This window comes from Acinetobacter sp. ANC 4636 (assembly GCF_054454555.1).
This window is the reverse complement of record NZ_JBTKVD010000017.1, coordinates 19664-36057: the sequence shown is the minus strand read 5'-3', so window position 1 is coordinate 36057 and position 16394 is coordinate 19664. Positions and strand designations below refer to the sequence as shown.

General features: G+C 42.7%; 16 protein-coding genes and 1 pseudogene. 12 read left to right on the top strand and 5 right to left on the bottom strand.

Annotated features, from left to right (window positions below):
• The 7 genes and pseudogenes from ACX1N5_RS14120 to ACX1N5_RS14090 form a co-directional block, all read left to right on the top strand.
• Positions 1-157, top strand: a pseudogene (locus tag ACX1N5_RS14120) (acetyl-CoA C-acyltransferase); the annotation flags it as partial.
• Between the two features lie 4 nt (positions 158-161).
• A complete protein-coding gene (pcaD, locus tag ACX1N5_RS14115; RefSeq protein ID WP_458803111.1) occupies positions 162-941 on the top strand; it encodes a 3-oxoadipate enol-lactonase in 780 nt (259 codons plus the stop codon).
• 83 nt (positions 942-1024) lie between these two features.
• Complete coding sequence (locus tag ACX1N5_RS14110) at positions 1025-2806, top strand: sigma-54-dependent Fis family transcriptional regulator (RefSeq protein ID WP_458803110.1); 1782 nt, start codon at positions 1025-1027, stop codon at positions 2804-2806.
• Between the two features lie 245 nt (positions 2807-3051).
• On the top strand, positions 3052-3936 hold the full coding sequence (locus ACX1N5_RS14105; protein ID WP_458803108.1) for a transporter: 885 nt from the start codon (positions 3052-3054) through the stop codon (positions 3934-3936).
• A 36-nt stretch (positions 3937-3972) separates the two neighbouring features.
• Entirely contained in the window at positions 3973-5427 is a 1455-nt protein-coding gene (locus ACX1N5_RS14100) for a benzaldehyde dehydrogenase (protein WP_458803106.1), read from the top strand.
• 48 nt (positions 5428-5475) lie between these two features.
• Positions 5476-6603, top strand: coding sequence for an NAD(P)-dependent alcohol dehydrogenase (locus ACX1N5_RS14095; RefSeq protein ID WP_458803104.1), 1128 nt, complete (start codon positions 5476-5478; stop codon positions 6601-6603).
• Between the two features lie 362 nt (positions 6604-6965).
• On the top strand, positions 6966-7313 hold the full coding sequence (locus ACX1N5_RS14090) for a hypothetical protein (RefSeq protein ID WP_116730363.1): 348 nt from the start codon (positions 6966-6968) through the stop codon (positions 7311-7313).
• Positions 7314-7356: 43 nt separating this feature from the next.
• Here ACX1N5_RS14090 and ACX1N5_RS14085 read toward each other — a convergent pair whose 3' ends face one another.
• Both ACX1N5_RS14085 and ACX1N5_RS14080 read right to left on the bottom strand, forming a co-directional pair.
• Positions 7357-8022: an HAD family hydrolase gene (locus tag ACX1N5_RS14085; protein ID WP_458803102.1), complete on the bottom strand. Its 666-nt coding sequence runs from the start codon at positions 8020-8022 to the stop codon at positions 7357-7359.
• Complete coding sequence (locus ACX1N5_RS14080) at positions 7986-9197, bottom strand: DUF1615 family protein (protein WP_458803100.1); 1212 nt, start codon at positions 9195-9197, stop codon at positions 7986-7988. Before ACX1N5_RS14080 ends, ACX1N5_RS14085 begins: the two co-directional genes overlap by 37 nt.
• A gap of 224 nt (positions 9198-9421) precedes the next feature.
• On the opposite strand from ACX1N5_RS14080, the gene ACX1N5_RS14075 reads away from it, so the two are divergent.
• Positions 9422-10228, top strand: coding sequence for a thioesterase family protein (locus tag ACX1N5_RS14075; protein WP_458803099.1), 807 nt, complete (start codon positions 9422-9424; stop codon positions 10226-10228).
• Position 10229: 1 nt separating this feature from the next.
• On the opposite strand, the gene ACX1N5_RS14070 is transcribed toward ACX1N5_RS14075, so the two are convergent.
• The gene (locus ACX1N5_RS14070) at positions 10230-11177 is read right to left on the bottom strand and encodes a site-specific integrase (RefSeq protein WP_458803097.1); all 948 of its coding nucleotides are present in this window, start codon (positions 11175-11177) and stop codon (positions 10230-10232) included.
• A 194-nt stretch (positions 11178-11371) separates the two neighbouring features.
• Between ACX1N5_RS14070 and ACX1N5_RS14065 the strand changes: the two genes are divergently transcribed.
• On the top strand, positions 11372-12481 hold the full coding sequence (locus ACX1N5_RS14065; RefSeq protein ID WP_458803095.1) for a DNA-binding protein: 1110 nt from the start codon (positions 11372-11374) through the stop codon (positions 12479-12481).
• 9 nt (positions 12482-12490) lie between these two features.
• Here ACX1N5_RS14065 and ACX1N5_RS14060 read toward each other — a convergent pair whose 3' ends face one another.
• Complete coding sequence (locus tag ACX1N5_RS14060) at positions 12491-13294, bottom strand: hypothetical protein (RefSeq protein ID WP_458803640.1); 804 nt, start codon at positions 13292-13294, stop codon at positions 12491-12493.
• A 26-nt stretch (positions 13295-13320) separates the two neighbouring features.
• Positions 13321-13476, bottom strand: a complete 156-nt coding sequence (locus ACX1N5_RS14055; protein ID WP_458803091.1) for a hypothetical protein — start codon at positions 13474-13476, stop codon at positions 13321-13323.
• A gap of 324 nt (positions 13477-13800) precedes the next feature.
• Between ACX1N5_RS14055 and ACX1N5_RS14050 the strand changes: the two genes are divergently transcribed.
• From ACX1N5_RS14050 to ACX1N5_RS14040, 3 genes are read left to right on the top strand one after another with little or no spacing between them, the layout of a single operon-like run.
• Complete coding sequence (locus ACX1N5_RS14050) at positions 13801-15231, top strand: cytochrome ubiquinol oxidase subunit I (protein WP_458803090.1); 1431 nt, start codon at positions 13801-13803, stop codon at positions 15229-15231.
• Entirely contained in the window at positions 15228-16220 is a 993-nt protein-coding gene (gene cydB / locus ACX1N5_RS14045) for a cytochrome d ubiquinol oxidase subunit II (RefSeq protein ID WP_458803088.1), read from the top strand. Before ACX1N5_RS14050 ends, cydB begins: the two co-directional genes overlap by 4 nt.
• Positions 16213-16344, top strand: coding sequence for a hypothetical protein (locus ACX1N5_RS14040; protein WP_458803086.1), 132 nt, complete (start codon positions 16213-16215; stop codon positions 16342-16344). Before cydB ends, ACX1N5_RS14040 begins: the two co-directional genes overlap by 8 nt.
• Positions 16345-16394: the final 50 nt, after the last annotated feature.

The following is a 16394-nucleotide window of genomic DNA, read 5'->3' as shown; positions in this document are numbered from 1 at the left end:
AATTGCACTGGGTCATCCACTCGGTGCTTCAGGTGCACGTCTGGTGACTACAGCCTTAAACCAGCTTGAACAGACAGGTGGCAAATACGCTTTATGTTCAATGTGTATTGGTGTCGGTCAGGGTATTGCTTTGATTATTGAGCGAGTAGAAGGATAAACCAATGCCAAATTTTTTGACTCCACAGCAGGTTACGCTGAACTATCAAACCTTTGGTGATGCTAAAAATCCTGCTTTGGTATTTTCTAATTCGCTGGGAACTAATCTCAGCATGTGGCAAGCACAAATTGAATTTTTTCAGAAAGATTTTTTTGTTATTGCTTACGATACGCGTGGACACGGCGCATCTTCAACGGCGACACAGTCTTTTGGCTGTGCGGAACTGGCACAAGACGTGATTGATTTACTGGATCACCTCAACATTCAGACTGCGTATTTTTGTGGTATTTCGATGGGTGGTCTGACAGGTCAGTGGTTGGCGCGCTATTTTCCAGAACGCTTTAAAAAAGTGGTGGTGTGCAATACCGCAGCAAAAATCGGACAAGCGCAAGCTTGGCAAGAGCGTGCGGCATTGGTACGTACACAAGGCTTGCAACCGATTGCAGCAACGGCAGCAACTCGCTGGTTTACTGAAGGTTTTATACAAAATAACCCCGACTTAATTCAAAAGTTAAGTAATGACTTGGCCGCAGGTAGCGCTGAAGGTTATGCACAGTGCTGTGAAGCTTTGGCTCATACCGATTTACGTGATGAAATTGCCAAAATTCAGATTCCTGTGCTGATTATTGCGGGTTCTGCCGACCCTGTGACTACCGTTGCCGATGGGCAATTTATGCAACAGCAAATTCACGGCGCAACACTCGCTGAGATTGCAGCCTCGCATATTTCCAATATTGAGCAGCCTGAACACTTTAATCAGTGCTTAAAAGGTTTTATTGTATAGAACAAACAGGAATAACATGCTGTGCCGAACCCAATTGTTCCTGTGAATGATTGGGTTATTTTATTTTTAAATAGGATGAGGACATGCACGGACACGCAAATTATCCATGGAAGGATATTAAACATCGTTTTTTTGAAACGGGCAGTTTGCCCAATCCCATTTTGGCAGATTCCCCCATTATTCAGGGCTGGCAAAAATCCCGACAGGCAGGTTTAAGCCCATTAACCAAAGTGTCTGATCTGCGTGATTTTCCACATGCAGCACTCACAGACAGCGACCAATACTTGGCAGAACTGGCACAGCCGATTTTGCAAGATACATGGAAAATTTTTGGGCAACAGGACATCAGTGTCTTTCTGATCAATCAGCAACGTAAAATTATTGCCGAGCAGCACAATGACTTTGCCCATCAAAGTTATAGTTTTTTACAGACTGGGCGAATTGTCGATGAAGCGGTGTTTGGTGCGATTGCCCCGACCTGTAGCTTGTCTTGTCAGCAACCCCTGATTATGGTCGGTCATCAACATTATCTGGATGAATTTAGCAATTATTCCTGTGCCTCGGTTCCGATTTTTGATGGTCAAGGCGGTGTTTTGGGTGCGCTCGACATTACTTCCCGACAAGGTCTGCTCGCCAGTAACTGGCTCAGACATTTACTCTATCAGACCTATAAACTGGAAAATCAGCTCCTTACACAGCAATCTGAACAGCATTTACTGATTTTTCAGCATTCGCCTGATTTGCTTGGCAATGCTTATAGCGCGATGCTGGAATATGATGATCGACAAATCATTCGTAAAGCCAATCAAATGGCACTTAAGCTGCTCAATCGAGATATTCATGACGTACTTGGGCAGCCTTTACAACATTTTTTCCTGATGCCGACGATACAACAATCTGGTGATTTTCTGATTCAAAGTTGCGACCATGCCTTGTTTTATGCGCGGCAGCATCGCCCACAAATTCAAACCATACCACGCCAAGCTATTAGAAAATCGGTCATTTCGCAACAACAGCAATTACAACAAGCGGTCAAAGCAATTCGTGCCAATATTCCGATTTTGATTACAGGGGAAACGGGTACAGGCAAAGATCATTTTGCCCAGCAGATTCGCCAGCAATTCCCTGAAAATCTGCCTTTTATTTCAATCAACTGTGGTGCGATTCCTGAAAATCTACTGGAATCAGAACTGTTTGGCTACGAAGGTGGCGCATTTACAGGAGCCAAACACAAAGGCGAAAAAGGGCTGGTTGAGCTTGCGGATCAGGGCTTTTTATTTCTCGATGAAATTGGTGATTTGCCGATGCATCTACAGGTCAAAGTGCTGCGTGTTTTGCAAGATCAGCAGTTTTATCGGGTGGGTGGACGACAGCCGATTCAATCAAAGTTTAAGCTGATTTGTGCGACCAATCAGGACTTACCAACTCAAGTCAAACAGCAGCAATTCCGTAGTGATTTGTACTACCGTATTCGCGGTTATGAAGTGCAGTTACTACCATTACGACAACGTAATGACAAACTGATTCTAATGCAGCACATTTTGCAGGAGTTAGGTGTAGAACAATGGTCTGTACAGGTCGAGCAGCAACTTGAGCAATATGACTGGCATGGCAATATTCGTGAGCTGATTCATATCTTAAAACTTTCGGTAGCATTGTCTGAAAAGCCAATACTGGAACATTTATATTTACCTGAACAGCCTGCATCTGCAATTACTGAACAAGTATCTACAAGCCCAGCTGATTTAGAACAACAAACCCGTCAACTGATTCAGCAAGTACTGCAACAGGAACAAGGCAATGTGTCTAAAACGGCGAAACGTCTGAATATTTCCAGAACCACAGTCTATAAATATTTACATTAAAATCAGCAGGATACACTGTCCAGTATTTGGACAGTGTTCACCTGAATTTGTCTAGTATCTGGACATGAAGTTGAAATTTAAAAATATAAACCACTGAAATATAAACAATTATAAGATTGGCACAGTTGCTGCAGATAACATAAGTATCACAGGTAGCTATTGATCAGGACGATATCGCTACTTGCGACCCGCGTTTGAGGTTCACACGCAGTCAAGGACAATATTTCAGTCAGGGGATTTGACGAATGTTTTTTACAGATTTTAAAAAAATTGCTGCATTCGCAGCCAGCTTCACAGCAATTCACAGTGCGTATGCAGTCGATGTCAACACAGGCGATTATACTGCGTTGCCCGCAGGAACCGATGTTGCAGCGTTATATTATCAACACGGCGAATCCGACGGTTATTATGTTAATGGCGATAAAATTGATGCCAAATCTCATTCGGATATCGGGATTTTGCGTCTGATTCATTTTACCAAAATTGGCAATATCACTATCGATCCGCAAATTTTACTGCCATTTGGAACAGTGTATAACACCCGCGTTGGTGGACAGCATTTAAATGATGCCAGCGGTATTGCCGATCCGATCATTGGCGCAACCTTTTGGTTAATCAATCAACCACAGGCAGGCGTTTCAGGGCGTTATGTGGGTCTGACCCCACTGATTTATTTGCCTGTAGGTCAATACAACAAACACGAAAGCGTCAATTTGGGTGAAAACCGCTTTAAATATGACCTGCAATTGGGCTGGGTTGAGCCACTTTATAAAAACTGGTCAGCCGAGTTTTATCAAGATGTCGTGTTTTATGGCAATAATGATCAGGCAGGCAATGGTAGCCAAACTTTAAAACAACATACCAGTTACCAAACGCAAGCCAATTTGCGTTATGACTTCAATCCTAAACAACGTGTCGCACTGGGTTACTCGGCAACCTATGGCGGTAAACAGGAACTGGATGGGGTTGATCAAAATACCCAAACCAAAACCCAGCAAGTCCGCTTTGAATATCAACATATGCTAAATGCCAAAACCCAGTTGAGTGCACAGTTGACCTCGGACACCAAAGTGGAAAGTGGTTTTAAAAAGCAGCTCGGTGCAAATTTCCGTTTGCTATATTTGTTTTAATTGACAGGATAATAATATTAATCAAGGAGTTGTATTATGTCGTTATTAGATGCACACATCTGGAATCAGCGTTTATTTCACGGTGAATGGCTTGCTGCAACACAAAGCCTGCCTGTTACAGAAGTGGCAACAGGTGAAGTGCTTGGGCAACTGGGCTGTGCAACGGCGCACGATGTTGCACAGGCTGCCATCAGTGCCAAACAGGCACAACAAGCGTGGGCGGTATTGCCCTATCAGGAACGTGCAGCCGTATTTGAACGCGCAGCTCAGCTTTTAACAGAACATCAACCTGAAATTATCGACTGGCTAGTGCGTGAAAGTGGTTCGATTCAGCTTAAAGCAGGTTTTGAAACGCATATTTCCCTGCAAATTCTCAAGCATTGCAGTGCATTGCCTGCCAGTGAGCAAGGTAGCATCTTACCGACACAAACAGGAAAAATTAGTCTGGCAAAACGTGTGCCTTTGGGTGTGATTGGGGTGATTTCACCGTTTAACTTCCCGTTATATTTGGCGCTGCGTGCAGTTGCACCTGCATTAGCACTTGGAAATGCTGTAGTGCTAAAACCTGATGAACGTACAGCAGTCTGTAGTGGCTTTGCTATTGCTCGGATTTTTGAACTTGCAGGTTTGCCTAAAGGTTTATTGCATATTGTTCCTGGAGGAGCAGATGTTGGTGAAGCACTGACACTTGATCCTAATATTGCCAGTATCCAATTTACAGGTTCAACACAGGTCGGGCGAATCATAGGGGCAAATGCAGGTAAAACCCTGAAAAAAGTTTCATTGGAACTCGGTGGCAAAAACTCACTGATCATTTTGCCTGATGCCGACCTTGAACTTGCCGCGCAAAATGTGGCGTGGGGTGCATTTTTACACTCAGGGCAGATTTGCATGACCTCAGGAAAAATTCTGGTGCATGAAAGTTTGTATGAACCACTGAAGCAACGCCTGATTGAGAAAGTCAAAAACTTTGTGATAGGCAATCCAACCGACCCTAATGTCAATCTTGGACCTTTGATCAATGCCAAACAAAGCCAACGAGTACAGCAACTGGTGAATGATGCAGTCACTCACGGCGCTATTCTTGACATCGGCGGTAAAGCAGACGGCGTATTCTTCCAGCCAACAGTTTTGTCAGGCGTTAGCGCTGATAATCCGATTTTTAGTGAAGAAATTTTTGGCCCTGTTGCGGTACTGATTCCATTTTCCAGTGATGCTGAAGCGGTAGAACTGGCCAATATGGGCGATTATGGCTTATCGGCAGGGATTATCAGCAGCAATGTGGCACATGCCATGCAAATTGGTGCGCAGCTCAAAGTCGGCTTGCTGCATATTAATGATCAGACTGTAAATGATGAAACCGTAAATCCATTTGGTGGCTTTGGCGCATCGGGCAATGGTACACGAATTGGCGGTTTGGCAAATCTGGATGAGTTTACGCAGTGGCAATGGATGACCATTCAAACTCAAGCGCCCAATTATCCATTCTAACTATCTATTTTAATTGATTTGAATGACAACAACACAAGGAAAGAAACCATGACGATTCAACAGGAACTATTAGATATCACCGCAGCCGTGACTGCATGTAAAGGCGCAGATTTTGAGTTGCAGCCGTTAAAAATTCGCCAACCGCAGCGCGATGAAGTCCTAGTGAAAATTGTCGCGACAGGCATGTGCCACACCGACCTGATTGTGCGTGACCAGTATTATCCCGTGCCATTACCTGCGGTGCTTGGGCATGAAGGCTCTGGTGTGATTCAAGCCATTGGCCCAGATGTTAAAGACCTGAAAGTCGGTGATCATGTGGTACTGACCTACGGTTACTGTGGCAAATGTACACAATGCAATACAGGTAATCCTGCGTATTGTAGCGAATTTTTCGGGCGTAACTTTGGTGGCGCTGACTTGGAAGGCCATACGGCGTTATGCAACCATCAGCATGATGCTGTGCATGACCATTTCTTTGCACAATCTTCCTTTGCGAGCCTTGCTTTAAGCCGAGAAAACAACGCGATTAAAGTACCTAAAGATGCACCACTAGAGCTACTTGGGCCACTGGGTTGTGGTATTCAGACAGGTGCAGGGGCCGCTATCAACGCTCTCAAGGTTACACCTGCAAGTAGTTTTGTTGCACTTGGCGCAGGTGCAGTGGGTTTAAGTGCATTACTTGCTGCCAAGATCTGTGGCGCAACCACCGTCATTGCTGTAGATGTTGTGCCATCTCGTTTGGAACTGGCTAAAGAGTTAGGTGCAACCCATGTGATTAACAGCAAGGAACAAGACCCTGTACAAGCCATCAAAGACATTACAGGTGGTGGGGTTAACTTTGCACTGGAGTCAACAGGTCGCCCTGAAATCTTAAAGCAAGGCATTGATGCTTTGGGGACTTTGGGCAAAATTGCAGTGGTTGGCGCGCCGCCTCTGGGAACAAATGCACAGTTTGATGTCAACGATTTGCTGCTCGGTGGAAAAATGATTATGGGTGTAGTTGAAGGTAGCGGTGCACCGAAAAAGTTTATTCCCGAATTGGTCAAGCTTTATCAGCAAGGATTATTCCCATTTGATAAATTGGTCAAGTTTTACGACTTTGAACAAATCAATCAGGCGGCTCTCGACAGCCAAAAAGGGATTACGCTCAAACCAATTATTAAAATTCAGGGTTAAGCTATCCAGTTGTAATAAAGCCATTGCCTTGTGCAATGGCTTTTTATTTGGATCAACATGTAAAAAAAGTAGCAGTTTTTTACATATTTTAACTGCTGTTTAGGATTATTATTTTTTAATACAACATAGGAAGAATGTCAGAAACTCACATTTTTCTGAAAATTATTGGTGTGTGGATTCAATAGCTTACATTGCTGTGATTCATGAATATCGTAAATTTATAAAAAGTAATGTTTTTTCATATAACGATAATAAATGTAAACAAAATAGATATTTTAAGATTTTTTTAAGGTGATATTCTTACCTCAAAACCATAAGGAAACTTGATCAAAATGGTCTGAAAAAGGTTTAAGGAGAAGAAGATGAACATGGAATATCTACACAAACCCGATTATTTTTTCTTTGCACACAAAATGGTGTTGTTTTTGGAAAAATACATCAAACAGCATCCAACAGAACAGAAAGTCACTTTCCATCTACAAACCATTTATGATTTATTTGCTCAAGACCGTGCGTCAAGTACAATTAATCTAGAAGGCATTCTAAATATTGTTGATGAGTATTTAATCGATAGTCAACATGGTATTTCGACCTTGATTCATGATTATCATATTCAGATTGATCAGCATATTTTAACGATCAGCTTTCATCCACATGCGATGCAAAGCGTAATTTGTGGTGAAAGTGTGTTTTTCCCAAAAGTTGCTTAACTTGATCAAATGAACAGGCGCTTCAGTGGAGCGCCTGCTATGCTTAGTGTGATTTGCAAGGAATGCTAGGCAGAAGTCGGTCTTTGCCGACCATAAAAGGATAATGCGCTAGGCTCAACATTTGTTTGTCTTCATGGCTATTGCCATACGCGTAGATCTGATCATAATTTTCAAGATTGTAAGAATCTAAAATTCTTATTTTTTTTTGCTCACCACTACAATCAGGGCTTGCATATTGCCCCGTCAAAATATTCTGCTGCTTTTCCGTTTCAGTACAAATCAGTCTCACATTTAAATATTGAGCAATGTGTTGTAAATATAAATCTAAAGATGCAGAAACAATTGCCACCTCATGACCCAAATCCTGATGTTGCTTAAGCTGCGCCAAAATGACAGGATTTAAATGTTCTAACAGCTCACGACTATATTCCGATGCCAAGCTTTCGATTTCTTGTAGATTTTGCTGGCTAAACATTTGGTTATAAAGCTTGGTACGCATCGCATCCGCAGGGTACAAGTTCAGATAATAGCCCTGAATCCACGGCAAAATTTTAATACCTTGCCGAAGAATATGCCTTTTCGACAAGGTATAGAAAATAAATTGCGTGAAACTATCGCTTAGGCAAAGCGTGCCATCAAAATCGAATAGGGCGAGGGTTTTTCCCTGCTCAATCAAGATTCTTTCAGACGTTTGGCGCGATGCATGCATGTTTCGTAGCGTCCATTCACACGGCTAGCATACCAGTTGGTATTGTAATCACGGCTCAGTTTTGGCCCAGAAATCACCACTTGCGGCATAACTGCATAGGGCATTTCTTTTCCAGTCTTTTGTTGATAGAGCTTGGCAATGGTTAAATAGGTCTGGGTTTTCTCAAAATTTTGAGTTTTTTCTTCTTTCAAATCACTACGTAACTGACGCGCGGTAATAATCACACTATTTTGTGCAAACAGTTTGCTAATTGCCAATTCGGTCGAACTTTGAGTAGATTGTATATCTTCATTTTTATCATACAGTAATAAGTCACCATCTAAAGACAAATCAGATTCGGTTAATGTATTTAATGCTTTTTGGACAGAGGCATTACGGCTTGAATACATACCCGAGTTATAGTCTGCAAAACGGTAAATCGGTTTGTCATAGTCAGCTTTGTACATCATTAGACGGTGAATGCCGTAGTACATGCCGCCATATTGTGTATATAAATAATCGCGGAGTTCATTGACATTCATGCGGTCACGCTGATGATCTTGTGCATAACGCACCAAGACTTGCATAGAACCCAAAGTGGTAACTGGGTTCATACGTTCGCCAATATCTTGACCAACTAGTTTGGCGGCGCCTGTTAAAGCACTGACATGATAATGTTTCGACATATAGTCAAAAATCTGACGATACAGTACATCAACATCCTGTTCAGTTTTAACTTTTCCAAGCTGTTTTAAATAGCTGTTTTCAGGTGTGGGCTGGGTTTTTAAGACTTTTTCAAAATAACCCGCAATAGGCGTTCCCAGCGTTTCACCCAGTTTGTCGGTAAATTTTTCTTGCAGGCGCGTATTCACTTCAGCTACCGCTTTTTTACCGAGTCCTGGTACACGGGGGTTCGCAACAAAATTAGATTCTTGATCGATAATGGCGACGATAGTACAAACATTTTGTTTGGATTTCTCAATTTTGAGTTCATCCATAATGTCGCTCATATCTTTCGCCCAAGACTCACGGTTACTCGCATGAGGGGGAATCAGACGTTTGATCTGTTTTTCCTGAAGAATTTTTTCATCATCTTTAGAAAAAAGCGAGTTGTCACCACAAGCGACCAAACCTGTAGAAATTGCTAAGACTGTGAAAACCCGACAAATCGGTTGTAGATAAGAAGATTTATTCATGTGAGCCAGACACTCATTACACTAAGCCAATTTGGCGGTTTATTACGCTGATTGTAGAGAGTTTTATATCTAATGTATATATTGGCAGATCAGCATTTCTTCGGTGTGATTTGAGCAACCTTATAGCTTAAATGATGAACTGACCTGACCATTTCAGTGACTTGGTTTTTGTCGCGTAGCAACATACAATTCATGAGAATAATAAACAAAAATAGGGATTTTTTATGACTGCATATTATCAATTGTTACAGTGCCATCAAGATACACAGAAGCAAGTGACGACTGCACATTACCGTTCAACGATTCATGCACAGGGCGCATGGAATAGCCATGAACAGCATATGGCACCTGCAACAGGGATTTTATGTGCTGAGCTAGAACAGTTTTTTCCGCGTGAACATATGCGTATTGGCAGGATTAGCCTCGATATTTTCGGTTTAATTGCTGCGGGCGAATTTATCATTCAGACACAAGTGATTCGTGCAGGAAAAACCATTGAGCTGATTGAAGCGCAAATGCAGGCACAAGGTAAAACCTGCGTTGTGGCGCGGGCATGGCGCATGCAAACTCTGGATTCACGTGCAATTGCAGGTTTGGAAGATGACAGCATTTCACAGCCCGAACATAGCTTGCCTGAAGAACGGTTAAAACAGTGGCCAGGTGGCTTTATTCAAAGTGTAGAAGTCAGAACCCATGCTTCACTGACCCGCGCAGGCAAAGGGATTGTTTGGCTCAACACGCATATCGATATGGTGGAAGGTCATGAAACCAGTGATTTTGTGCACTTAATGGGATTGGTGGATACCGCAAACGGAATTGTGCCGCGGCAAAAAGAGCAATTTTCTTGGTCATTTGCCAATCTGGACTTACAAATTCATTTACACCGTTTACCCCATGGGCGTTGGCTAGGATTGGAAACCGTGCAGCAATACGGCGAAGATGGGATTGGGTTGACCAGTTCGATTTTGCATGATGAACAAGGGCCTTTCGGGCGCAGTGAACAAATCCTGACCTTAAGACCGCTGGCTTAAACTAACCATCATTTTTACTTTCCAGCCAATTCTTGGAAAAGCCCTGAAAAGGATTGGCTGCTTCCACGTAACGTAATGCCGAATTAACATTTTTCCAGCCTACATATTGCATCAGTGTTTTGACATCCCAGCCACTTTGGCTTGCCCAGTTGGCAAAACCACGGCGTAATGAGTGAGTACTATAACTTTCAGGTGTTGCGATTTGCGCTTGCGTGAATATTTTGCGGAGCAAGGGCAATAAACTGTCGATATGCAAACCCTGATCAGACAACTTGCCATAACGATGAATCCCTCGATATACAAAGCCTTCTGTTAAACCACTGATCTCGATCCAGTCGGTATAGGCTTGTACAGGGCAAAGCCGAGCCAAAGCAGGCACTCGGAATGTTTGTCCCTGAAACTGTCGGTCAGTTTTACTATAAGGCAAAAAGCATTGCATACCTTCTTGAGGGGAAACCTGAATATTTTCCACTTCCAAACGAGTCAGTTCATCACCACGGAAACCACGCCAAAAACCCAGTAATAATAAAGATTTATCGCGTTTCAAGCGCATTTCCTGCGCAAAATTCCCCTGTGTTTGCTGTATAGCAATGTCTTGATCCAGATAATTCACCACCTGTTCAAGCTCTAGAAGTTGTAACGGTTTTGCCTGTTTTTCCTGAGCTGGGTGTACCGCTTTGATGCCGCGAAAGACCTGCTTCACCAATGGGGCTTTGGTCGGGTCAGGAAAACCCTGTTCAACATGCCACTGTGAAAGTGCAGCAAGTCTTTGTTTTAATGTATTAATTGATAAAATTTCAGCATGATCTGCCAGATATTGAGCGATGTTGTCCGCAGTCGCAGGCAATAAACCTTGCCATTCCACTTCATAGTGTCTAAGCGCAGAAGCGTAACTTTTTCGGGTATTTTCCCGTGTCGCAGCCTGTAAATACTGATCCAGACGGTTCATTTTGCGTTTTTAGCTCCAAGATCGCTTGCGTACCGAGGTGTAATGCCAGATTTACCTCATTTTGCCCAAATCAATATAACACAGGATAATCCTTAATTATCCTGCTTTTAATATCAAATTAAATTTAAATAATGATGCTTATTTTTATTATGTTATTATGTATTACATAATACATTATGATATTAAGGTGCAGTATGTCCCGTACAGGTCTCAGCAAGCAGCAAGTCAAGAAAGCCCGTGATACGTTGTTAGCACAAGAAAAATATCCATCTGTCGATGCTGTACGGATTGAACTCGGGAATACAGGCTCAAAAAGTACGATTCATAAGTACTTAAAAGAGCTTGAGGAAGAAGATGAGGATGTGATTGCACAACCCTCGATTAGTGAAACGCTGCAAAACTTGGTACAGCGACTTTCTGAGCAGCTGCATCAGGAGGCACAAGAGAAAATTAATCTTATTCAGGAGCAAATGCAGCAACGTGAAGCAGAGCAACAGCAGCAGATTCAGAATTTAAATGCACAATTGGCAAACACTCAAACAGAACTAGAGCAGAAAAATATCCGTGTAGATGAGCTGATGCAGACTCAGCAACAGCTAAAAGAGAACCTGCAACAAGAAACCATCTTGCGCAATCGTTTAGAACAGCAAACCACAGATTTAAATACCTTACTTGAACAAAATGAACAGCACCGTTTGGCGTTAGAAGATAAGTTTCAGCATGCCCAACAAGCATTGGAGCATTACCGAGAGTCAGTCAAGGAACAGCGTCAGCAGGATCTACGGCGCCATGATCAGGCAGTGCAGCAACTACAGACTGAGATTCAACAGTTACAGCAAACCATTGTGATCAAAAACAATGAACTTTCTGTGTTGCACACGGAACACACCAAACAGGCTGTATATCTAGAACAGCAGTACAGTCAAATTCAGCAATTGCAGCAAAAAAATCAACAACATCAAGATGAACTGACTGATTTAAAACAAGAATATGTACAACAGACACAAACATTTTCAATGCTGAAGCAGCAATTTCAACAGCAGCAAGATACGTTAGAGCAAGCCGAACAGATACACCAGTCATTACAGCAGCAGCTCGAGCAAACCCAAGGAAAGCTTAAACAAACGCAGTCAGAACTCTATTTGCAACAGCAGTTTTCTGAGCAAACCCAAGGAAAGCTTAAACAAACGCAGTCAGAACTCTATTTGCAACAGCAGTTTTCTGAGCAGTTACAGCACTTGCTACAACAGTTTGCAATCAAAACACCAGATACCGTTGCACAGCAAAAACATACAAATGACTGAGCAAAATACTCAGCCATGCAGTGCATTTTGTGAAAGGGTTTGAATATACTCACTATAGACCGACATTTTTTCGAAGATGTGTTCGCTATAGAACATATCTTCAATCAAGCGGGCATTTTGTTCTAGCTTCAAACTGTCACAGCGTTTGAGTAATTCGGCATTTTGCTGAGAAAAATGTTCGCATAACGCCATATATTGCTCATCTTTATGTTTAAACAGCAGTTTTTTTAGTTTAATTTCGGTTGCTACAGGAACGACCCATTCCGATTGTCGCTGCTTGTGAATCGGGTGGATATGGATTTTGAGAAACTGCTCAATTTCCGTAATTGCCTGCGTATTTAACTTTGTGGTATCGGTAATGAGAAAAACATGCTTGAGGTCAGGGCGACACAAGGCGCGCAGCAAGCCTAACTGCAACATTTCTGTATCAGAGTAGGTAGATTCTCTAATATCTAAATACATGTGCATGGCATCAAGTGCATAGTCTGCCTTGATCTTGTAGTCGACTTGCCCAAAACGCCCCAAAATATTCTCAATCATGGCTGTATTGGGTGTGCTGTAGATACAAGGCTTGTTCAGATTGGCAAAGATAAATGGGCTAAATACATATCCCAGATTGACGTCCTGTTCCTGTACTGCATCCTGAATCAGGTAATGCAGATTTTGCCGTCCAAATGCCCGAACGACTTTTGCCCGTAAAATCGCACCTTCCAGATTCATGTATTCCATACTCAGGCGATGCTGAACAGGTTCTGAAAGATGCTCTAAATTAAAAATTCGTGGCAAATGCTGTAATTCAGGCGTGATGAACATGAGCGGTTCTCGTGTGCACTGGTTCATTATTTCATGTCCGCACCAACGGCGAAGACCACACCAACACAAAACAGCACAGTATATAGCGCAAACCAGAACAGTAAGTTTTTAAAGGCTTTGTCTGAAATGCTGCTGTCTGCGTACTTTTGTACTGATTTTTTGTTTTCATCATCGTTGTTCATGTGCTGATTCCTCAATAGAACTTTTAAGTCTATTTTGAGAAATATATTGTCTTTTGAGTAGATACAAATCTGTTCTAAAAAACTATAACAGATGAGTCTTTATTTTAAACTAGATGTGCTGTAAATGAGTTAATCAATGATTTAATGAAGCTTTTTAACCATTAATCTGCAGAATTTCTTTTAAAACTGTTATGGTTTTTCTATCTTATTTTGTATCTAACAATTAAACAGGTCACTCTGCATCATAACAAAGTCATCATTTACAGAGCATCTGTTATGAATTTTTGCAATGTATTAAATACCTTCGTGAAGTAGAGGGTGATTATGGATTTTGGTCTGAGTGCTTTTGCTTTGGCAAGAATGCAGTTTGCCTTTACTGTTTCTTTTCATATTATTTTTCCTGCGACTTCGATTGGTTTAGCCTGTTTCCTTGCGGTTCTGGAATGGAAATGGCTGCGTAGCCGCAACTCGTTGTATCAGGACTTGTTTAAATACTGGCTGAAAGTTTTTGCGGTGGCATTTGCCATGGGGGTGGTATCTGGCATTGTCATGGCGTATCAGTTTGGTACCAACTGGAGTGAGTTTTCCCGAATTGCAGGCAGCGTGACAGGCCCACTGTTAACCTATGAAGTGCTGAGTGCTTTTTTCCTCGAAGCAGGCTTTTTGGGGATTATGATGTTTGGCTGGGGGCGAGTGGGTGAAAAAGCGCATTTCTTTGCCACCCTCATGGTCGCCATTGGCACATGTATTTCCATGTTCTGGATTTTGTCCTCTAACAGTTGGATGCAGACTCCGCAAGGCATTGCCTTGGAGCATGGTATTTTGGTGCCTAAAGACTGGTGGGCGATTGTCTTTAATCCAAGTTTTCCTTATCGCCTTGCACATATGGGCATCGCTGCATTTTTGGTATCAGGTTTACTGGTGACAGGTGCATCGGCATGGCATTTGCTCAAAGGACGGCGCGATGCTTTGGTGAAAACCTCATTTTCAATGGGGCTGTGGATGGTGTTACTGACTTCCAGCCTACAAGTTATTGTTGGTGATCAACATGGTTTAAATACCTTGCACCATCAACCTGCCAAACTCGCAGCGATTGAAGGGCATTGGGAAACCAATCACCAAGAGCCAATGCCACTGTTACTGTTTGCTATTCCTGACATGCAGCAAGAAAAAAACCATTTTGAACTGGGTGTGCCGTATTTGGGCAGCCTAATTTTAACCCATGAAATGAACGGCGCTGTGACAGGTCTGAAAGATTTCCCGCGTGATGAACGTCCCAATGCATTACTGGTGTTTTGGAGTTTCCGTGTCATGGTATCGATGGGTATGCTGATGATGCTGATGTCGGTACTGGCACTATGGCTGCGTTATCGTCAGCGTTTATATGACAGCCGTGGCTTTCTACGTTTTGCCATGTTAATGGGCGCAAGTGGTTATATTGCCTTACTGGCGGGTTGGGTCACCACCGAAGTTGGGCGTCAGCCATGGGTGGTGTATGGCTTGCTGAAAACCATCGATGGTTTATCACATCAGGTGTCTGCACCACAGGTTGGACTGAGTCTGACGCTTTTTGTGCTGGTGTATAGCGTGGTATTTGGTAGTGGTTTTTATTATCTGTTCAAACTGATTCGTAAAGGACCACAGCATCAAACCTTAGAACATCAGGAGGCTGCGGGTGTTGGGCATTTTAAAACGCCAATGCGCCCAATGAGTATGCTAGATGCCGAAGATCTCGATGAGGAGGAAAAATCATGATCGATTTGTCATTAATCTGGGTTGGGATTATTGGTCTTGGGGTTTGGATCTATGTGGTTCTGGATGGATTTGATCTGGGCATCGGGATTTTATTTCCTGTGGTTGCTGACAAGCAGCAACGCGATGTAATGATGAATACCGTTGCGCCTGTGTGGGATGGCAATGAGACATGGATGGTTTTAGGTGGCGCAGGGTTATTTGCCGCGTTTCCGCTAGTATATTCGATGGTGCTGTCAGCACTGTATTTACCGATTATGTTTATGCTGGTTGCACTGATTTTTCGTGGCGTGGCATTTGAGTTTCGTTTTAAAGCGCATCGCAGTCGTTATTTGTGGGATCAGGCATTTATTTGGGGATCGGTACTTGCCAGTTTCTTTCAAGGTATGATTTTAGGGGCTTATATTCAGGGAATTCATCCACAGCAAGCTGCCTGGGACTGGTTGACTCCATTTTCAATTTTCACAGGGATTGGCGTAGTACTGGTTTATGCCGCTTTGGGCTGCGCATGGCTGATCATGAAAACCGAATCTACACTTCAGCAACGCATGTATCAACTGATGCCTAAATTACTTTTTGCATTACTGGTGATTTTTTTAGGTGTGAGTATCTATACACCGTTGCAACATGCTGAAATTGCAGCACGCTGGTTTAGTTTGCCTAATCTGTATTATTTGAGTCTGGTGCCTGTGTTGGTGCTTTGGGTCAGTTATCAACTGCATCGTGCTTGTCAGCATCAACAGGAGAGACTTCCATTTATCTATATGTTGGCGTTGGTTACTCTGGCGTATGTCGGTTTCCTGATTAGTCTATGGCCCAATATTATTCCTCCATCTGTCACGATTTGGCAGGCGGCTGCGCCATATAGCAGTCAACTGTTTGCGTTGATTGGCGCGTGTATTTTGCTGCCAATTATCTTGGTGTATACAGGCTTAGCCTATTGGGTGTTTAAAGACAAAGTGCGGGTAGGTGATGAAGGGTATCATGACTAAACGACTGCAACTCAAGCAATGGCAATGGTTTATTGTATTATGGTTATGTGGTTTTGTGAGCTTGGCAGTGGTTGCGGGGCTGTTCCGTAGTTTACTGCTACTTGCCAAAGCCAGTCTGCATTAAAACAATAGCGTGACTTCTTTTACCAATCTGTTTTGTTTAAAAGACGTAAT